The sequence below is a fragment of the Bacillus sp. EB106-04-02-XG92 genome, assembly GCF_058791995.1.
The window spans coordinates 390616-409968 of the sequence record NZ_JBYTEA010000001.1 but is presented as its reverse complement, the minus strand read 5'-3'; the positions used below and the strand labels follow the sequence as shown (position 1 = coordinate 409968).

General features: G+C 36.5%; 25 protein-coding genes and 1 riboswitch. Of the genes, 13 read left to right on the top strand and 12 right to left on the bottom strand.

The genetic code is table 11. From position 1 onward, the window contains the following. Together bioB and AC3WVA_RS02095 are read left to right on the top strand one after the other, a co-directional pair. Entirely contained in the window at positions 1 to 999 is a 999-nt protein-coding gene (bioB, locus tag AC3WVA_RS02100) for a biotin synthase (protein ID WP_098344916.1), read from the top strand. 179 nt (positions 1000 to 1178) lie between these two features. Then, positions 1179 to 1499, top strand: coding sequence for a hypothetical protein (locus tag AC3WVA_RS02095; RefSeq protein ID WP_048530957.1), 321 nt, complete (start codon positions 1179 to 1181; stop codon positions 1497 to 1499). A gap of 24 nt (positions 1500 to 1523) precedes the next feature. On the opposite strand, the gene ribH is transcribed toward AC3WVA_RS02095, so the two are convergent. The 5 genes from ribH to AC3WVA_RS02070 form a co-directional block, all read right to left on the bottom strand. Next, positions 1524 to 1985, bottom strand: a complete 462-nt coding sequence (ribH, locus tag AC3WVA_RS02090) for a 6,7-dimethyl-8-ribityllumazine synthase (protein ID WP_000230889.1) — start codon at positions 1983 to 1985, stop codon at positions 1524 to 1526. Between the two features lie 18 nt (positions 1986 to 2003). Further along, positions 2004 to 3197 (bottom strand): bifunctional 3,4-dihydroxy-2-butanone 4-phosphate synthase/GTP cyclohydrolase II, encoded by a 1194-nt coding sequence (gene ribBA, locus AC3WVA_RS02085; RefSeq protein WP_098344917.1) that lies wholly within the window; start codon positions 3195 to 3197, stop codon positions 2004 to 2006. Positions 3198 to 3209: 12 nt separating this feature from the next. Further along, complete coding sequence (ribE, locus tag AC3WVA_RS02080; protein ID WP_492321763.1) at positions 3210 to 3854, bottom strand: riboflavin synthase; 645 nt, start codon at positions 3852 to 3854, stop codon at positions 3210 to 3212. Then, entirely contained in the window at positions 3836 to 4948 is a 1113-nt protein-coding gene (gene ribD, locus AC3WVA_RS02075) for a bifunctional diaminohydroxyphosphoribosylaminopyrimidine deaminase/5-amino-6-(5-phosphoribosylamino)uracil reductase RibD (protein ID WP_098344919.1), read from the bottom strand. The genes ribE and ribD overlap by 19 nt, the downstream gene beginning before the upstream one ends. A 309-nt stretch (positions 4949 to 5257) precedes the next feature. Next, positions 5258 to 5401: riboswitch (FMN riboswitch) on the bottom strand. A 189-nt stretch (positions 5402 to 5590) separates the two neighbouring features. Continuing rightward, on the bottom strand, positions 5591 to 5797 hold the full coding sequence (locus tag AC3WVA_RS02070; RefSeq protein ID WP_001151582.1) for a CDGSH iron-sulfur domain-containing protein: 207 nt from the start codon (positions 5795 to 5797) through the stop codon (positions 5591 to 5593). 139 nt (positions 5798 to 5936) lie between these two features. On the opposite strand from AC3WVA_RS02070, the gene AC3WVA_RS02065 reads away from it, so the two are divergent. Next, positions 5937 to 6182, top strand: a complete 246-nt coding sequence (locus AC3WVA_RS02065; protein WP_048530946.1) for a YqkC family protein — start codon at positions 5937 to 5939, stop codon at positions 6180 to 6182. A 10-nt stretch (positions 6183 to 6192) separates the two neighbouring features. Here AC3WVA_RS02065 and AC3WVA_RS02060 read toward each other — a convergent pair whose 3' ends face one another. Further along, entirely contained in the window at positions 6193 to 7116 is a 924-nt protein-coding gene (locus tag AC3WVA_RS02060) for an alpha/beta hydrolase (protein ID WP_048530944.1), read from the bottom strand. Between the two features lie 81 nt (positions 7117 to 7197). On the opposite strand from AC3WVA_RS02060, the gene AC3WVA_RS02055 reads away from it, so the two are divergent. Both AC3WVA_RS02055 and AC3WVA_RS02050 read left to right on the top strand, forming a co-directional pair. Continuing rightward, positions 7198 to 7680: a GNAT family N-acetyltransferase gene (locus AC3WVA_RS02055; protein WP_098344920.1), complete on the top strand. Its 483-nt coding sequence runs from the start codon at positions 7198 to 7200 to the stop codon at positions 7678 to 7680. 99 nt (positions 7681 to 7779) lie between these two features. Then, the gene (locus AC3WVA_RS02050; protein ID WP_098344921.1) at positions 7780 to 8643 is read left to right on the top strand and encodes a LacI family DNA-binding transcriptional regulator; all 864 of its coding nucleotides are present in this window, start codon (positions 7780 to 7782) and stop codon (positions 8641 to 8643) included. 23 nt (positions 8644 to 8666) lie between these two features. Here AC3WVA_RS02050 and AC3WVA_RS02045 read toward each other — a convergent pair whose 3' ends face one another. Together AC3WVA_RS02045 and AC3WVA_RS02040 are read right to left on the bottom strand one after the other, a co-directional pair. Continuing rightward, positions 8667 to 9986, bottom strand: a complete 1320-nt coding sequence (locus AC3WVA_RS02045) for a Na+/H+ antiporter family protein (protein ID WP_098344922.1) — start codon at positions 9984 to 9986, stop codon at positions 8667 to 8669. Between the two features lie 128 nt (positions 9987 to 10114). Continuing rightward, the gene (locus AC3WVA_RS02040) at positions 10115 to 11116 is read right to left on the bottom strand and encodes an alpha/beta fold hydrolase (protein WP_048530936.1); all 1002 of its coding nucleotides are present in this window, start codon (positions 11114 to 11116) and stop codon (positions 10115 to 10117) included. A gap of 121 nt (positions 11117 to 11237) precedes the next feature. Here AC3WVA_RS02040 and AC3WVA_RS02035 point away from each other — a divergent pair, with 121 nt between their 5' ends. Continuing rightward, complete coding sequence (locus tag AC3WVA_RS02035; protein ID WP_048530935.1) at positions 11238 to 11690, top strand: ribbon-helix-helix domain-containing protein; 453 nt, start codon at positions 11238 to 11240, stop codon at positions 11688 to 11690. An 83-nt stretch (positions 11691 to 11773) separates the two neighbouring features. On the opposite strand, the gene AC3WVA_RS02030 is transcribed toward AC3WVA_RS02035, so the two are convergent. Then, positions 11774 to 13363: a bifunctional metallophosphatase/5'-nucleotidase gene (locus tag AC3WVA_RS02030; RefSeq protein ID WP_098344923.1), complete on the bottom strand. Its 1590-nt coding sequence runs from the start codon at positions 13361 to 13363 to the stop codon at positions 11774 to 11776. A gap of 200 nt (positions 13364 to 13563) precedes the next feature. On the opposite strand from AC3WVA_RS02030, the gene AC3WVA_RS02025 reads away from it, so the two are divergent. From AC3WVA_RS02025 to AC3WVA_RS02015, 3 genes are all read left to right on the top strand, one after another. Further along, positions 13564 to 13827 carry a YqkE family protein gene (locus tag AC3WVA_RS02025; RefSeq protein ID WP_048530931.1) on the top strand — a complete coding sequence of 88 codons (264 nt, stop codon included), beginning with the start codon at positions 13564 to 13566 and terminating at the stop codon, positions 13825 to 13827. Positions 13828 to 13895: 68 nt separating this feature from the next. Further along, the gene (locus AC3WVA_RS02020) at positions 13896 to 14420 is read left to right on the top strand and encodes a GrpB family protein (protein ID WP_492321762.1); all 525 of its coding nucleotides are present in this window, start codon (positions 13896 to 13898) and stop codon (positions 14418 to 14420) included. A gap of 121 nt (positions 14421 to 14541) precedes the next feature. Further along, entirely contained in the window at positions 14542 to 15369 is an 828-nt protein-coding gene (locus AC3WVA_RS02015; RefSeq protein WP_098344925.1) for an aldo/keto reductase, read from the top strand. A gap of 29 nt (positions 15370 to 15398) precedes the next feature. Here the strand turns inward: AC3WVA_RS02015 and lolS are convergent, their stop codons facing one another. Continuing rightward, on the bottom strand, positions 15399 to 16313 hold the full coding sequence (gene lolS / locus AC3WVA_RS02010; protein ID WP_098519972.1) for an aldo/keto reductase: 915 nt from the start codon (positions 16311 to 16313) through the stop codon (positions 15399 to 15401). Between the two features lie 53 nt (positions 16314 to 16366). Then, complete coding sequence (gene mciZ / locus AC3WVA_RS02005) at positions 16367 to 16495, bottom strand: Z-ring formation inhibitor MciZ (protein ID WP_000870298.1); 129 nt, start codon at positions 16493 to 16495, stop codon at positions 16367 to 16369. A 74-nt stretch (positions 16496 to 16569) separates the two neighbouring features. Here mciZ and AC3WVA_RS02000 point away from each other — a divergent pair, with 74 nt between their 5' ends. Beyond that, a complete protein-coding gene (locus AC3WVA_RS02000; RefSeq protein WP_048530920.1) occupies positions 16570 to 17109 on the top strand; it encodes an NUDIX hydrolase in 540 nt (179 codons plus the stop codon). A 24-nt stretch (positions 17110 to 17133) separates the two neighbouring features. On the opposite strand, the gene AC3WVA_RS01995 is transcribed toward AC3WVA_RS02000, so the two are convergent. Next, the gene (locus AC3WVA_RS01995; RefSeq protein WP_048530917.1) at positions 17134 to 17685 is read right to left on the bottom strand and encodes a GNAT family N-acetyltransferase; all 552 of its coding nucleotides are present in this window, start codon (positions 17683 to 17685) and stop codon (positions 17134 to 17136) included. 154 nt (positions 17686 to 17839) lie between these two features. Here AC3WVA_RS01995 and spoIIM point away from each other — a divergent pair, with 154 nt between their 5' ends. The 3 genes from spoIIM (at position 17840) to AC3WVA_RS01980 (ending at position 19353) form a co-directional block, all read left to right on the top strand. Continuing rightward, on the top strand, positions 17840 to 18457 hold the full coding sequence (spoIIM, locus tag AC3WVA_RS01990) for a stage II sporulation protein M (RefSeq protein WP_229200852.1): 618 nt from the start codon (positions 17840 to 17842) through the stop codon (positions 18455 to 18457). 106 nt (positions 18458 to 18563) lie between these two features. After that, positions 18564 to 19019, top strand: a complete 456-nt coding sequence (fur, locus tag AC3WVA_RS01985; RefSeq protein ID WP_000392655.1) for a ferric iron uptake transcriptional regulator — start codon at positions 18564 to 18566, stop codon at positions 19017 to 19019. 103 nt (positions 19020 to 19122) lie between these two features. Continuing rightward, a complete protein-coding gene (locus AC3WVA_RS01980; RefSeq protein WP_001250432.1) occupies positions 19123 to 19353 on the top strand; it encodes a YqzK family protein in 231 nt (76 codons plus the stop codon).

The window sequence follows — 19353 nt, the reverse complement described above, 5'->3', positions numbered from 1 at the left end:
ATGAAACAAGTACAAACAAAAAGGGATTGGAAAAAACTTGCATATGACGTAGTAGAAGACAAAATGATTACGAAAGAGGATGCAATAGCGATATTAGAAGCTGATGAGACAGAAGTTTTAGAAATTATGAATGCTGCTTACATCATTCGCCATCACCACTTTGGTAAGAAAGTAAAATTAAATATGATTATTAATACGAAATCTGGCTTATGTCCTGAAGATTGCGGATATTGTTCACAGTCTATTATTTCAGAAGCACCGATTGATAAATATGCATGGCTAACGCAGGAAAAGATTGTAGAAGGAGCGCATGAAGCAATTCGCCGTAAAGCGGGTACATATTGTATTGTGGCATCTGGTCGTCGTCCGACGGATAAAGAGGTGAATCACGTAATTGGAGCAGTTAAGGAGATTCGTGAAACGACAGATTTGAAGATTTGTTGTTGTTTAGGTTTCTTAAACGAAGATCAAGCAGGACGTTTAGCGGAAGCGGGGGTACATCGTTATAACCACAACTTAAATACACATGCGAATAATTACGAAAGCATTTGCTCCACTCATACGTATGACGATCGTGTTGATACAGTTCAAAAAGCGAAACAAGCAGGTATTTCACCATGCTCTGGCGCAATCTTCGGAATGGGAGAAACAATAGAAGAGCGTGCTGAAATTGCATTCGAATTACAACGTATAGATGCAGATTCAATTCCATGTAATTTCCTTGTTGCTGTAAAGGGTACGCCGCTTGAAGGGCAAAAGGAGTTAACTCCAGTAGAATGTTTAAAAGTGCTGGCGATGATGCGCTTTGTAAACCCAACGAAAGAAATTCGTATTTCAGGAGGGCGTGAAATTAATTTACGTTCTGTACAGCCAATCGGTTTATTTGCAGCAAACTCTATTTTTGTTGGAGACTACTTAACGACAGCAGGACAAGAACCAACTGCAGACTGGGGTATGATTGAAGATTTAGGATTTGAGATTGAGGAATGTGCACTATAAGATAGAAAAAAGCAAACTTGTAAAAGAGTTTGCTTTTTTGTAAATAAAATGTAATAAATAGTTGTGAAAGCTTGATACTATTGATTTTTGAGTGAAAAAAAGAATTTTGGTGGACGAATTTTCCAAGCGCCAATTGTACATAGTAAATATGTAATTTATATTGGGTTGGAGGATTTTACATGCACAAATATATATTAGCGATTATGACTTGTCTCATTTTACTAAAAGCGATAAGTGCTGATCCAGTTAAGGCCGCCGAAAATCCTGAACAAAAAGAGATGCAACAACGAATTGAACAACATTTTCGAACGAAAGCTGAACATTTTGGATTGAAAACAGAAGGAAAAGATTTAAAGGAAGTACGAAAAGAAATTACTCTTATAGAAGAAGCGAAGAAAAGAGAGAATGTATGGAGAACAGCACAAACGCTTCGTATACAAACAGAAGGAAAAACAATGGACGAATTAATAAAAGATGTACGGAAAAAAGTAAAGAAATAAAAAAAGAGGCCGCAGCCTCTTTTTTTATGCCCATTGTTTTGATAAGTGAGCCATTTCAATTGCAGCAACGGCGGATTCATAGCCTTTATTACCAGCTTTCGTGCCTGCGCGTTCAATCGCTTGCTCGATTGTTTCAGTCGTTAATACACCGAAAATAACTGGGATGTCTGTTTGTAGTGATAAAGAGGCAACACCTTTTGCAACTTCATTACAAACGTAATCATAATGTGTTGTCGCGCCGCGAATGACAGTACCTAACGTAATAACAGCATCATACTTCCCGCTATTCGCCATCTTTTTAGCGATTAAAGGAATTTCGAATGCGCCAGGCACCCAAGCAACATCGATATCAGCTTCTTCTACACCGTGACGCTTTAATCCGTCTAAAGCTCCGCCAAGTAACTTACTTGTAATAAATTCATTAAAACGTCCAACAACAACCCCAACTTTTAATCCTGTACCAACTAAATGACCTTCGAATACCATAATAAATCTCTCCCTTAATTATAAGTTTAGTAAATGTCCTAATTTTTTTACTTTCGTTTGTAAATATGTTTTATTCTCTTCTTTTGCTGGCATTTGCAATGGGACACGCTCGATTACTTCTAAATCGTAACCTTGTAAGCCAGCAATTTTTCGCGGATTATTCGTTAATAATCGTAAATGTTGTAAACCTAAATCTTTCAAAATTTGAGCGCCGATACCATAATCACGCAAATCCGCTGGGAACCCAAGCTTTTCATTTGCTTCTACAGTATCGAACCCTTCTTCTTGTAACTTATAAGCGCGAAGCTTATTCAGAAGCCCAATGCCTCGTCCTTCTTGTCTCATATAAAGAAGAACGCCTTTTCCTTCACGCTCAATTTGAGCAAGTGCAGCATGGAGTTGTGGTCCGCAATCACAGCGGCACGAGCCAAATACATCTCCTGTTAAGCACTCTGAATGAACGCGTACAAGTACAGGATCTCCTGTTGAAATATCACCTTTTACGAGTGCGATATGTTCTTTCGAGTCTGATGAATTAGAATAGCCAATTGCATGGAAAGTACCGAAATCTGTAGGTAATGTAATTTCAACTTCTCGCGTCACTAATGTTTCATGGTGGCGGCGATAAGCAATTAAATCTTCTATTGTAATCATTTTTATATCAAATTGTTTTGCACACTGTAGTAAATCAGGTACGCGTGCCATCGTACCGTCCTCATTAATAATTTCGCAAATGACGCCAGCTGGTTCTGCTCCGCAAAGCTGTGCTAAATCGACAGCAGCCTCTGTATGACCAGCACGGCGCAGGACACCGCCTTCTTTCGCAATTAATGGAAAGATATGTCCAGGACGATTGAAATGAGCACCTTTTGATGCAGGATTTAACAACTCTCGTATCGTAGTTGCACGTTCGTGAGCGCTAATCCCAGTTGTTGTAGAAACATGATCAATGCTCACTGTAAATGCAGTATGATGCGAATCTGTATTATGAGCGACCATTGGTTCTAATTGTAGACGTTCTGCGTACTCTTCCGTAATTGGTACACAAACGAGGCCGCGCCCATGTGTAATCATAAAGTTAATTGTTTCTGGCGTAATATACTCTGCTAAAGCGATAAAATCGCCTTCATTTTCACGGTTTTCATCATCACATACGATCACGACTTTCCCTTTTTTTAAATCTTCTAGAGCTTCTTCAATACGATGAAACATCATGCTTCCCCCTTATAAAAATCCGTTTTCTTGTAAAAAGCTTTCGCTCATTGAACCTGTTCGTTTTACAGGTTTAGAAATAAAGCGTTCGATATATTTACCAATCATGTCACACTCAATATTTACGATGTCACCAGCATTTTTTTCTCCGATAACAGATTCACTTACTGTGTGCGGGATGAGTGAGATTGTAATGGAAGATTCGTCTATATCAAATATTGTTAAACTCGTTCCATCAACAGCAACGGATCCTTTATGCAAACAATAGTGCAATAATTCATCAGCAATAGCTATTTTGTAATAGACGGCATTATAGTGTTGTTTTTTACATACTATCGTTCCGGTGCCATCGATATGTCCTGAAACGAAATGTCCACCGAATCGTCCGTTTGCAGCCATTGCACGTTCTAAATTTACTTTACAGTGCGGTTTAAGCATGCGAAGTGACGTAGACTGCATCGTTTCAGGCATTGCATCCACCGTGAATGAAGTTGTTGTGAAACTCGTTACAGTTAAGCAAATACCGTTAACCGAGATACTATCACCTAAGTGAACATCGGATAAAATTTTATTTGCGTGGATCGTTAACTTCATTGCTTCTCCGCTTTGTTGCATGTTTGCAATCGTTCCTAATTCTTCTACAATTCCTGTAAACATTTCGTCACCTCACTTCGGGCATTCGCAACAATTTTTATATCATCGCCAATTTGTTTCATCTCTTGAATTTTCAAGGAAAGTGCATCTTGTAATGCTGTGAAACCATTTCCGCCAAATAAAGTAGGGGCATCTTTCCCGCCAATTAATTTGGGACTTATATAAGTTACAATTTCATTGAAATACTTTGTTTGTAGGAAGCTTGCATGAATCGATTGTCCTCCTTCAACGAATAGAGAAAGAATTTGCTTCTCCCCAAGTAAGAAAAGGAGGTCCTCAATTTCAATTTGCTTCGTTTTCATTTGGGATATCACTATATTTTCAGATTCATAAGAAGCTATTTTCTCTTTATTTACATCCTTACCGACAAAAATCCATGTCGGTGCTAAACCATCTGTTATGACATGAGAAGATGGTGGCGTTCGTAAATGAGTATCTAAAATAACGCGTATAGGATGTTTACCCCCGTTAGGAATTCTTGTTGTTAAATGCGGATTATCAGCTATAACTGTATTCACTCCAACGAGAATTGCATCATGTATATGGCGGTATTGGTGAACATCAGCTCGAGCTTCTTCACCTGTAATCCACTTACTTTCACCAGTAACAGTTGCTGTTTTTCCGTCTAAGCTCATCGCTGTTTTTATTGTTACAAATGGACGTTTCGTTTTCATGTAGTGAAAAAAGTAGCGATTTAATAAAACTGCTTCTGCTTCCAGAACACCGGTCGTTACTTCGATGCCAGCTTCCTCTAATTTTCTTTTTCCATTACCAGAAACGAGAGGATTGCAATCAAGAGTAGCAATTACAACCCGTTTGACTCCTTTTTTGATGAGCGATTCACAGCAAGGTGGTGTTTTTCCAAAATGGCTACACGGTTCAAGTGTTACATAAACGGTAGCTCCTTTTGCTTTTTCACCAGCCATATGAAGAGCATAAACTTCTGCGTGTTCTTCACCAGCACGTAAATGAGCACCCATACCGACGATGTTTCCGTCTTTTACAACAACAGCACCAACCATAGGATTTGGACTTGTTTGTCCGGAAGTTCCTTCTGCTAACTGCAGGGCAATCCTCATATATTCTTGATCTGTCATTCTCTTCACCTCTCCTGAAAAAATCAAAAAACCTCAAGGATTTAATATCCTTGAGGTTTGGGAGACGTGATTTCTAGAAATATAGTTCGAATACGAAAGTATAGGAAAGAAACCTAACGATGATTGATATTTGGGCATAAGGAAAAAACCTAGCAAAATATCAAATTTTTCAAGCGCTAGTCGTCTCTTTTTATTTCAGTATAGAAAGAAAAGTATACAAAATAAAACATATATATAGATTTGAATTGAATCTATAAAAATATGCATACTGAAATAAAAGTGTATTCGCTATATAAAATTACTAGAAAACATATCCTTCTCCCATCCAGACTATACTGTCGGCCCTAGAGTTTCACTAGATCCACCGTTTTCGAGTTGAAAACGGGTCACGGACTTAGAAGTTTGCACTTCATCACCGCCGGTTGGGAATTTCACCCGACCCCGAAGGATGTTGTTTGCTCAAATTATAGCACAAAAAAGAAAAAAGGCTAGTAAAAAATATTCGAATGTGAAGAATTGTGTGAAAATATAGGTGGCCTGGCATGGAGACAAAAGTATGAGAAATGTTGTAAGGAGAAGGGATGTAACGGAGTTGTAAAAAAGAAAAAACATGCACAAAAAATGTGCATGTCACATGTGAAATTATTCTGCTTCTGGTGCTCTAACGACAGACTCGAATTTTCCTTTATGCGAAGCATCGCAATAAGGCATGTTTTTTGATAAACCACAACGGCATAAAGAAAATGCTGGTTTTGCTGGGAATACATTCCCTTGTGAATCAACTAATTCCACGTCCCCTGTAACGCGAAAAGAGCCATTATCATTTACTTTAATTTGTACTTTAGCCAACGCTATCCCTCCTTCCCAAACGCTTAATTTCATCATATAATCAAGAGAAGTACTTGACAATATCAAATGAACACTTTCTTTGGGAGAGAAGAGAGTGTTATAATGTTTTTTATAACTGACTAGAGTAAGGTGACGAAAGATGGATAAACAATTACGTACATTACGAAATATTGCAAATGAGCGCACGTGGGCATCATTTTTGAATGATAATCATCCATATAGTTTGTTACACTGGTCCATTGCAGGTGTAGGACAAGAGTCAAAGGATGTTTGGTTACTTCAAGATGAGGTAACATTTCAAACGACAGAATTTCCAACACTCGATGAAGCAATGCAATGGATTTCTGAAAATATGGAACAAGTTACAGACGTTTTAGCGCAATAAAAAAACAGGCTTATGCAAGCCTGTTTTTTGTTTCTTTTACATATGAGTTTAAAAATTGATCAACGGCTGCTTCATATTCTTCTTTATTTTCGTTATAAGAGCAAGCGTGTGCGCCGTGTTCTGCAATATAAAGTTGTTTATTGTTTTCTTTTGCTTCATATAGTGCTTTCGTCATATCAGCTAAAATATAATCATCATCTTTACTATGAATAAAGAGGACGGGATTATTAATGTTTTTTATACAATCGATTGGTGAAACTTCACGAATCGTATAACCGTCACGCACTTTCAAAAAAGCATTTGCTAAAGGTAATAAAGGCCATTTAGGTAAATGGAATTCAACTTTTAAACGGTGTTGTAATTGCCCGTAGAAATCAGAAAAAGGACAATCAGCAATATAGAAATCAGCACCATCTTCTACAAGTCCTGCGTATTGAAGCAGTGTTGCAGCTCCCATCGATTCACCATGAATACCGAGTGTTATATTTGTTCCAAAGCGACTTTTTAGCCAGTCAACTACGGATTTTAAATCATGTTTTTCATAGTACCCATAGCTTGTTGTTTTTCCGCCAGTTTTACCATGGCGACGATGATCGTAAATAACGACATTATATCCTCTGTTTAAAAATAAGTTTGCATATTTTACAGAGTTCATTTTATTTACAGTTACACCGTGACAGAAAACCATAAATTTGTTGGAATGGCCAGCCGGAATGTAATATCCATGAAGATCATATCCGAATTGCGAAGGAATATGAATTTCTTCTTTCTGAAGAGCATCAAAATCTTCTATACGAAAATGTTTTTTCGTTTCTCTTTCGAGTACTTCTTCCTCTGTTTTTTTCTTTAAGTACATCACTTTATTTGTAAAGAAAATCCCAAGGGCAGTTATTGCACCTAGTATAGTAAACAATGCTGCAAAAAAACGTTTCATACTTTACCTCATCCTCCAAATACCGTTACATGTGATACACTTACATTGTATCACAATGATAGAAAAGGGGAGAAAGAGGAAATGGTTTATATACAAAAAATTACGCCATCGATGAAAGAAACAATCCGAATGTTCATGTGTGAGAACTGGGGGAGTTCATTGATGGTTTCACGTGGGAAGGGGCATCAATTAGAAGAGTTACCAGGATTTGTTGCGCTCTCAGATGACAGCATAATTGGAATTATAACGTATGAAGTGACCGGAAATACGTGCGAAATTGTATCGTTAGATAGCTTTGAAGAAAGAAAAGGAATAGGGACAAAACTTGTAGATTGTGTATTAAAAATGGCAGAAGAAGAGCGGTACGAGCAGGTTTGGCTCATTACAACGAATGATAATATGAATGCGTTACGTTTTTACCAAAAACGTAATTTTTTGATGACAAATTTATATGTGAATGCTGTGGAAGAGGCCCGAAAAATAAAGAAAGAAATTCCGCGTATTGGGTATGATAATATCCCGATTTTACATGAAATTCAATTGGAATATAGTTTAGTGAAATGATGTAACAATTTTCAGAAATATAAGTTATTAACCTTGACGAATATTGTAATTTAGGTTACCGTAAAATTGTAATCTATTACCATATTAAGGGGTGACGATGTGGCAACTATACGTGATGTTGCAAAATTGGCAGGTGTTTCAGTCGCAACCGTTTCACGAGTTATGAATGAAAAAGGATACGTTCATGAAGACACAGTAAAACAAGTAAAGGAAGCAATTGAGGAATTACGTTATAGGCCAAATAGTACAGCAAAGCCATTATTTAAAGAGAATTCAACGATAATTGCATTACTTGTAGATAATTTATATGAACCATCAACCATCACTTTGCTACATTGTATTGAGGAAATAGCATATAAAGAAGGATATCAAACCATTGTTTGTAATATAGAGAATAAAGATAGATACATACATATGTTGAAGGTAAATAACGTTGCAGGTGTTATTTTGACAAGATCCGTTTTTAAAAGTATAGGAGAAATGCCAATTCCCTTTGTTGTAATTGATGAAAAAAAATCCGATGCAAATTATTATGAAAGTGGACAAAGAGCGGTTTCTTTATTAAAGGAAAAAGGCTGTCACTTTCTTGCTTATTTCGGTGAGGGAGAAGATAGTGAAGAAATGGAAGAGCACGTATCAGGATTTCTAGACGCTGTTTGGGAGGAAGGAGTCTCTTACCGAGAAGTATGTGTACAAGGGTATACGAATAAACAGTTTATTACATTATTGCAAACTTATCCGTATATAGATGGAATTGTAACTTCAAGTGATAAGATTACTTTTGAGTTAAGTCGAGCAGCGAAGAATTTAAATATATCTATACCGGATAAATTGAAAATTATTGGGCTGAACGGGAGTATAGATAGTGAGTGGGGAGGTCCGTCATTCCTGCAAATTGAAAGTTGTGTCGAAGAAAATGGGAAAATAGCGTTGCAACAATTAAAACGGAAAATAAAAAAGTAAAAGGTGCGTATAAAACGCACCTTTTATAATGTAATAGCGGCAATAAAGCCGAATATAAGTAACGGTATATTATAATGCAGAAAAGTTGGTACACAAGTATCCCATATATGATGGTGTTGACCATCAGCATTTAAACCAGATGTTGGTCCAAGTGTACTATCTGATGCTGGAGATCCTGCATCGCCTAGCGCTCCGGCTGTACCGATAATTGCAATGGTGGCCATTGGACTAAATCCAAGCTGCATGCAAAGAGGGACAAAAATTGTTGTTAAAATAGGGATGGTTGAAAAGGATGAACCAATTCCCATCGTAACGAGAAGTCCAATCACAAGCATAAGGAATGCAGCGAGCGGCTTATTATTTCCAATTATATGTGCACTCGTTTGTACAAGAGATTCAACATGTCCTGTTTTTCGAAGGACAGCGCCAAATCCAGCGGCTGCGATCATAACAAAACCGATAAAGGACATCATGCGCATTCCACTAGTTAATATCGCATCTGCTTCTTTAAGAGGTAGACTACCACTTACTGATAAGACGATAATCCCCGCTAAAGCACCGAAAATCATGGATTCTGTTGCTAATTGAACAGTTAATGTAGCGATGATAGATAATAATCCGAAAGTAATGCTGCGTTTTGTATAGGGAACGATTTCATTTGCTGTAGTATGAATTTGTTCTGTTTCATACGTACGAGGTTTCCGGTACGTAATGAACACCGCTACACATAAGCCGAAAATCATACCGATTGCTGGAATAGTCATTGCTTTTGGAATAAGTGCGACATCAAATGTAAGACCGCTTTGCGCAGCATTTGTTTGCAATACGTCATGATAAATCTTTCCGAATCCTGCTGGAATCCACATATAAGGAGTAATCAATCCGAATGTAATAATACATGTAACAAGTCTACGATCCACTTTCAGCTCATTTAATACTTTTAAAAGTGCTGGAATTAAGATGGGGATGAAAGCGATATGAACAGGAATCACATTTTGTGAGAAACAAGCCATCGTTAAAATGATGAATAGAATAAGTATTTTAGAATAAACTTGTTTTTTCGTGTCTTGTTCATTGCCAATCCATTTTAATGCGGTTTGAATCATGGCATCTGGAAGTCCTGTTTTGGAAAGGGAAATAGCGAAACCGCCAAGCATTGCATAACTTAAAGCGATTGGAGCACTGTTTCCAAGACCAGTTGTAAAAGTGTTAATAGTTTCTGAAATACCGAGTCCGCCGATAATTCCGCCTGTTAAAGCTCCAACAATGATGGCGACAATGACCTGGACACGTAACAAACTAAGCAATAGCATAACTGCTACTGCGACGAGTACAGCATTCATAATAAATGTAATCTCCCCAAAATTTGATTGTGTTAAAGCAAGTAAATATGAAGCGCCTTGCTATATTTATACATAGTTGCGACATATTATTATAAATTGTTTTCTATGAAATGTAAAAGAGCCTTTTATTAATAATGTTGAAAAGTTAGCTCTTGTTTAATGGATTGTATAGATTGAGCGAATAATTCGGGCTCTTCTAAATCGGGAGAATGTGCTGAATTTGGGAACCAAATCATCTTTTTTATGGGCGCTTCTATCACATCACAATATTCCTGAACGAGTGCATAAGGAGTTTGATAATCATAGCGACCAGAACAAAAATAAACCGGGATAGATAAACTTGAAATAGAAGAAAAGAAATCGATTGTTAGCATTTCTTCCCATAAAACGCCAGATTTTAAATTTCCTGCGAGAAACTTGAACCAATCTAATAGCGTATATTCGGGGGAAAAGAAGCCTTTTCGTATGAAAGAAAAGGAAGATCCATTTTGGATTGCTCCTCCGAATGTACCAAGCCACTTTCTTTGAATAATGAGACGTCTCGTATCTAAAAATGGTGGTTTTCCTAATTTTAAAAGAGAAGCTAATGCTTTTTTATGATCATGTTTTTTGGCAGAACGAATTAAATGCTGATATAGCAATTCTTCGTTTTGTTTCATATGTACAATCTGTCCAATACCGATGTAAGCCTCGATATACTGTGGATATTGATGTGCTATGTTAAGCCCAATAATGCTTCCCCAAGAATGACCGGCGAGAAATAGTTTCTGTTTATTGAACTTTTTAAGTACATATTGAATCACTTCTTTTGCATCGGACACGAATTGTTCGATTGTAAAATTTGCTCCGAAATCTTTCATTGAAAAGGATTTACCTGCCCCACGCTGATCCCAATTAATTACGATGAAGTGTTTCTCCAATTCTTTCTGAAAATGCCGAATAAATCCAATTTGTGCCATTCCCGGTCCGCCATGACAGCATAATAAAATAGGCTGCTCTACGTTTTGCCCGCGCATAAGGAGAGTTTGTTTTCGATCATTAATTAGAACGCTTTCCATCGTAGCAATACTATTAGGAATGATTTGTTTATTTTCATTATAAAACTGTGGGGTATAGCTACGAAAAAGCATATTGAAAACCTCCTTTTCTGAAATCGTATGAATCGCACAGGCTATTCGTTTTGCATATACTGTTAGAAAATCATTGTAACATACCATACTAGTGTCATTTCAACACGGGAGGAGGGAAATTGTGACGATTGGAGAAATTATAGATTGTTTAAATAGACGTGAATCCATCGCTATTATAGCAAAACGTCTTGAAATAAGCCCGTATACATTATCGAAGAAACTAAGAGTGATTGGGTACGAATATGATGGAGAACAGAAGAAACGTATATTTGTAGGGGATGGAGAAGAACCACGTCACTTACAACTCCAAGAAGCGACAGCCCTTCAATATGCGACAATAGATTATCAATTATTAATTTATGAGCAATTACAAAGTATTTATGAGTTATTAAGAAAGAGAGAAGAAGTAATTGCGCCCATTAGGAGTATAAGTACAGAGAAAAAGAAACGTACCTTTTCTATTAATAAAGAAATATTAGCAAAACTAGACGTTTTATCAGAATCGAAAGGAATTCAAAAATCTAAACTTGTAGAAGAGGCGCTACAACAATTTTTACAACAATATGATTTTTAATAACTAAAGAAAAGGATACTATGTTCATTGTAAGAACGAGTATCCTTTATAATAAAAAGCTGGATCGCATATTAGGGAACTACCTAATTAACCTTTTGAATTCTTCCATCAATAACGGGCTGAATTGGTTCTTTTAATTGTTTTACGTAATCGACTAGCGCTTCAAAGTCGTTTGGACCAGTTTCTGCATTTTTACCATTTTTAAATGATACGAATCCATCACCGCCAGAAGCTAAGAAAGCATTTGCAACTACGCTATACGTCTTAGATGGAGATAATTCTTCTCCGTTTGTTAAACGTATATTTGTAACTTTTTCACCGTTTGGCTTATTGGCATCCCACGCATATTGAATACCTGAAATTTGAAGCATGCGCGTTGTACCTTTTTGCCACTGTTGGTTTAAAATGTCTCGAATATCTTGGCCTGTTAAATCTACTTTAATTAATTGGTTTCCGAAAGGTTGAATGCCGTATAATTCGCCCCATGTAATATCGCCAGCATCTAAGTCATTTCGAATGCCACCAGGGTTCATAAGTGCGATTTGAGCTTGCATCGTTTGACGCTGTGCATCAGCAATTACATTCCCAAGAGTAGATTCACCAGCATCATTTTGTTTACGGTCAATAGATGCTGTGGATTTACCTACCACTTCATTTACAAGTGGTGCGATTTTTTCTTTATATTGATCTATTTTTTGTTTTACTTGTTTATCAGGTTCCACACCTTCATGATATGTTGTAATGACTTCAGCCTTTTTCTTTACAATATCTTTTGTTTTACGATCAATTGTTACATCTACGTCTGAGAAAGCTGTTCCGTAAGAGTTCGCTTGGACGATTAGTTTATTATTTACAGTACCATTTACATACGTGTGACTATGTCCACCGAAAATAACATCAACTTCCGGATCTGTTTCGTTTGCAATTCGAGTAAGGTCGCCATTTGTCACGCCAGATTCATCAGTTGTTCCGCCGACATGGGCAAGGACGACGATGGATTTAACACCGAGACGCTTTAATTGTTGCGTTGATTTATTAATTGCTTCTACTTCATCAGTGATCTGTACATTTTTAAGCATAGTAGGCATCACGACATTTGGTGTATCAGTTGTAACTACGCCAATGAATCCTACAGGAACACCATTTACCATTTTTACAGTAAATGGTGGTAAAAATAAGCGGCCAGTTGATTTGTTATAGAAGTTTGCAGCGACATAAGGGAAATTTGCGCCCTTGAAATTACCTGTTTTCTCATGATATCCACCGTAAATGAGACGTTTCATTTCATCGATACCTTCATCAAATTCGTGGTTTCCGATTGTACCAACATCAAATTTTAAGTCATTTAAAAATTCAATCGTTGGTTCGTCTTGTAATAACGCTGAAACTGGTGGACTAGCTCCGACAATATCGCCAGCATGTACGAGAAGTGTATTCGGGTTTTGCTGTTTACGTTCTTTTAAATAAGTAGCTAAGTAATCAGCGCCACCAGCTTCTTTGTTATTAATTTTTTTAACAGTATCTAGTTGTCCATGGAAATCATTAATACCAAGCATTTGTACGTCTATGTAGCGGTTTTGTTCAGCTGGAGTCTGGGATGGGGGAGCGGCAAATACGGTTGAAAAAGTAATGGTGCTTAAAACGGCAACAGCAGGAATAATTTTTTTCCACATAATTGATTTCTCCTTTTTTATAATCTGACATCATACGACATAATTTTAATAGATTCATAGGATTATATCTATATAAAAATTTAGTTTTTTCGAAAAATTAACATATTTACAAAAGGTGAATAATAGAGTAAAGAACCTTTTTTATTGTCGAGTTCATTGTGTATCTACTATAATGGAGAAAAAAGTAAAAGGTGAGTAGTATGAAGAAAAAGAAACAAAGACAAATGCAAAGACAATCGCAAGTGAATAAACAAGAGAAAGAGTCGCTTACACTAGGTGATCAATTAAATGATTCACTCATGCAGCAATTAAAGAATAAGAAGAAAGAATTGCAAGTGAGAGAAGAAGAAAAAGAGGCAGCTGAACTGGAAAGAAAGCGCAGAGAACAAAAAGAACGTGAAAAGAATAAATCATTTGAAGAACTGTTAAGTGAAAGTAGCCTTACTTGGAAAGACTTTAAATAATACAAAAAATGATCAGTGAATAGCACTGATCATTTTTTTGACGAGCTTGTAAGGAAAGGGGAGTTTACATGAGAAAAATTGTAGTTGTTCCGCATGAAAATCATTGGAACGAAAAATTTCAAATGGAGGCCGAGAGATTAAAAGCGGCGATGCCAGAAAATGTGAAAGTCCATCATATTGGAAGTACGTCAGTGCCAGGACTGGCAGCGAAACCAATTATAGATATGATTATGGAAGTAGAGAGTATCGATAGAGTAGATAGCTGGAATGAACGTTTTATAGAGCTTGGCTATATCGCAAAAGGGGAAAACGGTATTTCAAGACGTCGTTATTTTATTCATGGAACTGAGGAAAAACGCTCGTATAACTTACACGTTTTTGAAAGAGGAAATCCTGAAATAGTAAGGCATTTAGCATTTCGTGATTATATGATGGCTCATTGTGAAGAAGCTGAGGCATATGCAACCTTAAAGAAAGAATTAGCTGAAAAGTATACATATGATGGTACGTTATATTCGGAAGGAAAAACTGAGTTTGTACGTAATGTTGATGAAAAAGCGAAAGAATGGAGAGAAGGAAATGCGAATAATTGAGTTCACGTTTTAGTGTATAAAATTATTATGTAAACTGTACATATGTTTTGACTTTTTCTTTGAATCTTGTTCAAATAAAGTGGTGGCTTATAAAAAATGTAAGAATGAAAGGGAGACGACTGTGCACATTCCAACAACTACACTTCATAATGGCGTAAAAATGCCGATGATCGGTCTAGGCGTTTATAAAGCGAAAGAAGGCGACGAAGTAAAACAAGCAGTAAAAACAGCGTTAGAAGTTGGATACCGTTCGATTGATACAGCAACTGTATATGAAAATGAAAGCGGTGTCGGAGAGGCGGTTCGTGAATCAGGGATTCCAAGAAAAGACATATTTATTACAACGAAAGTTTGGAACGACGATCAAGGATACGAGGAAACACTTGCTGCGTTTGAAAAAAGCTTAAAGAAATTACAAATGGACTATGTAGATTTATATTTAATACATTGGCCAATAAGAGGGAAGTATGTCGATACGTACCGAGCGTTAGAAAAACTGTATGAAGAAGGTAAAGTGCGTGCAATTGGTGTTTCTAATTTTCATAAACATCACTTAGAACTGTTATTACCAAATTGTAAGGTGAAGCCGATGGTAAACCAAGTGGAACTTCATCCGATGTTAGCGCAATTTGAATTGCGTGATTTCTGCCAAGGTGAGCAAATTCAAATGGAGGCATGGAGCCCATTAATGAGAGGCGGAGAAGTATTCGAGCACCCGATTATTCAGGCCATTGCTACTAAATATGATAAAACACCTGCGCAAGTTATATTAAGATGGGATATTCAAAGCGGGGTAGTAACGATTCCTAAATCTGTTACACCATCTCGTATTAAGGAGAATTTTACTATCTTTGATTTTTCACTAATGGAAGAAGAGATGACTCAAATTAATACGTTAAATCGTAATTTACATGTAGGAACGAATCCTGATAAATATGATACGCTATAAAAAGACGCTACCAATATGGTAGCGTCTTTTTAACGATGTAAAGTGTAGGTATCACATTTAGCAATTTGCTGAAGAAGTATATATTCTGCTGTTGTTAGATCTACTTGTGTACTAGCCTGTACATTTTCTTGCAATTGCTCAATAGAGCTTGCACCAGGTATAACAGCTGCAACAGTTTCGCTATGTAAGCAATATTGAATAGCTGTTCCAGTTAAGGAGTTTTCTTTTGTTATTTCTTTTACACCCGAGAGTGTCGCATATAATTCATCGTAAGAATAAGAAAGGTAATCCTTTTCTTTTACCCTTTCTATCTTTCTTGCATTATTGTCAGTTAAAATTCCTTTTGCAAGTGGTCCACGAGCAATGACGCTAATTTGATGTTCGTTTAGAAGTGGGAACCATTCTTCGGGGCGACGATTTAAAAGGCTATATTCCATAAGTACACTAACGATATTTGAACGTTTTGCATACTCACGGATGACATTTGGACGTATAGAAGAAATACCGTAATGACGAATGATACCTTCTTTTTTTAATTCTTCAAAGGCTTCAATTGTTTCATCTATAGGATCTTCAATCGTCCCGCCATGAAGTTGATATAAATCAATATAATCGGTTTGAAGTCTACGTAAACTTTCTTTCACTTCAGCTTTTATGTAATTTTTAGAAGGATCCCAAGACCAGCCGTTTTTTTCTTCTGTCCATCGATTTCCAACCTTCGTTGTAAGAACAATTTGATCTCGTTTCCCTTTTAATGCTTTTCCAACAAATTCTTCGTTTAATCCATAATCATATAAATCCGCTGTATCAAAAAAATTGATTCCTAAATCGATTGCTTCATCGATAATACGCATAGCTTCTGCTTCAGATGTACCGAGAGACATACAGCCAAGTCCCATTTCTGTCACAAATAAATCTGAGTTTCCTAATTGACGTTTTTTCATAAGTCAACCTCCTTACTCTTATTGTACGAAAGGGAAAAGAGGTTGACAAACTTTTACTTTTTACTAGCTGTAATCCACTCTTGTACAGTTGTATACTCTTTGCCATATTGTTTTAGCTTATGTCGAATTTGCCATGCTTTTCCGACTAAAGTGACGCGATTTGGTAAAATATAAACTTTCATTTCTATCACGCTCCTTTCAATGTGGTAAAATGTATGAGGAAAGAATAGGAAATAGAACAGGGAGATGAAGTAGTATGAGTAATCTTGCAGAGAGAACAGTAAAAACTGAACCGATTTTTGATGGTAGAGTTATAAAAGTTCGTGTTGATGATGTAGTATTACCAAATGGAGCAATGAGTAAACGTGAAATTGTAAATCACCCTGGTGCAGTTGCTATTATTGCTATTACTGATGAGGGGAAAATCGTGCTTGTTGAGCAGTATCGTAAAGCGCTTGAAAAGGCGATCATAGAAATTCCGGCCGGCAAGTTAGAACCTGGTGAAAAACCTGAGGTGACAGCAGTTCGTGAATTAGAAGAGGAAACGGGATATGTATGTGAAAATATGGAGCTTATTACTTCTTTCTATACATCTCCAGGATTTGCAGATGAAATTTTATATGTATATAAAGCGACAGGTTTGACGAAGAAAGAAAATAAAGCTGCGTTAGATGAAGATGAGTTTGTGGAATTGATGGAAGTATCGTTAGAAGAAGCGATTACTCTTATGAAAGATCTTCGTATTCATGATGCGAAGACGATGTTTGCAGTACAATATTTACAACTACAAAAATAAACACTCGCCAAAGGCGAGTGTTTTTTAATTGATTTTTGCGTATACGCGTGCATCACGTAAGCTACCATCTGGTGCTATGAAATCATTTTCCATTGTACCTTCTAGAATGAATTCTAAACGTTCTGCTAGGTTACATGCATTTGTATTTGTTGCATCAACACGAATTTCAACTCTTCTAGCACTTAGCTTATCAAAGGCAAATTGAATAGCACCTTTAATCGCTTCAGTCATATAGCCTTGTTTCGTATAAGCGCTATGCAGCCAGAAGTGAAGCGAAAACTTTGGAATATCCCAGTTTTCAGGTTTGAGCGTTATAGCTCCGATGAATGTACCCGATACTTTATCGTATAAGTGAAAATCAAGTGTTTCACGAAGTAAAAACTGTCCGTGAGCGTTACGAACGATTTCTTCAGCACTTTCTTCTGTTTCAGCGTTAATTGGCATCCACGGTACTAAGTCTTCTAGAGAAGCTTGGATTGCTTCATACACTTCTGCACCATCACCTGGAAATGGCTTACGAACTTGTAAGCGTTCAGTTTGAAATAATGTTGGAAAATCTAATAATAATGGTTTCAAGAGAAATCCCTCCTATTCTCTACTTTTAGTTTAGCAAAGTAGAGCGGAATTTCAATGTTAATTCGTCATACTTTTGTCTTTCTTTCATACATTTTTAGTAAGAGTGTGAACGGAGGGAAGGAAAATGTGGAGAAAAACTTGGCAAGACCGTGTAATGTCTCACATACAGGAAAACTCTTCATTATATATATTTAATGCTGTTTTATTATTGATGGGAGTCATATTTGGGGCCATACTGGTAAATAGTCTACAATTAAATCAAAAACAAGATTTATCATTTTATTTACAACGCTTTTTTGGACAAGTTTCTAAAGGAGAATTTGCTATTGCAAGCGAAATGTTTCGAGAAAGTTACTTTTCGCAATTAAAATACATTGGATTTATTTGGATTTTGGGGATTTCAATTATTGGATTACCACTTATTTTTATTTTATTGTTTGTAAAAGGAGTAGTCGTTGGATTTACAGTTGGTTTTTTAGTAAGTCAGCATGGATGGAATGGATTATTATTAGCATTTGTTTCTGTATTGCCGCAAAATCTCATTATTATTCCAGTATTTCTCGTTATGACAACAATTGCAGCAAGCTTTTCTTTACGTATGATCAGGCACCAATTTATAAGGAAAATAACCGAGCCGCTATTACCATTATTAATTCGTTATACATGCTTCTTTCTTATCATTGGAGCGGTGCTAGCTCTTGCTTCTAGTGTAGAAGCTTATGCATCACCAGTTTTAATGAAAGAAGTCGTTGAGGCTATTAATAAACAATAAATACTTTATGAGAATAATTATCAATTTGTTTTTATTGTTTTTCTTTTGACAGAAGCCCTTCTTCTGATATAATGGTGTAAGAGTGGCGAGGAGGGAGTAGTACCGAATGGAAGAAAGAATTGAACGAATTAAGAAGCAATTACATGCAGCGAGCTACAAGTTAACACCGCAACGTGAAGCAACAGTTCGTGTGCTGCTAGAAAATGAAGAAGATCATTTAAGCGCAGAAGATGTTTACCTCCTTGTAAAAGAAAAGTCGCCAGAGATCGGATTAGCAACCGTCTATCGAACTTTAGAACTATTATCTGAGTTAAAAGTTGTCGATAAGATTAACTTCGGAGACGGTGTTTCACGCTATGACTTACGCCAAGAAGGTGCGCAGCGTTTCCACCATCATTTGATTTGTACACAATGTGGTGCTGTACAAGAAATACAAGAAGATTTACTTGGTGAAGTGGAAAGGAAAGTAGAACATGACTGGAGCTTTAAGGTGAAGGATCATCGTTTAACATTCCATGGGATTTGTAAAAATTGTCAAGAAAATGAAACGGATGAAAAATAACCTTTTCCTATTTAACTAGGAAGAGGTTTTTTATTTGAATAAGGTATAAATTGGTGAAAGCTTGGCATATGTTGTAATAACTTATATTTTGGAGGAATTTACAATGCGCCGAGCTTTAAAATTAACTTTTGATGGGATAAAAGTATTTTTATTATTTACAAGTTGTACGATTTTGTTTTATTTCGCTATACTATGGATAAATGAAGAATATGAAAGCTATCATCGTTATGAAAAGCCAAAAGAAGAGACTGTAGAAAAAGTATCAGGGAATGAAGAGCCGGCAAAGGATGCTTTCGTAAATAGAATGATGTTTTTCTATGAAAATGGGGAGTAG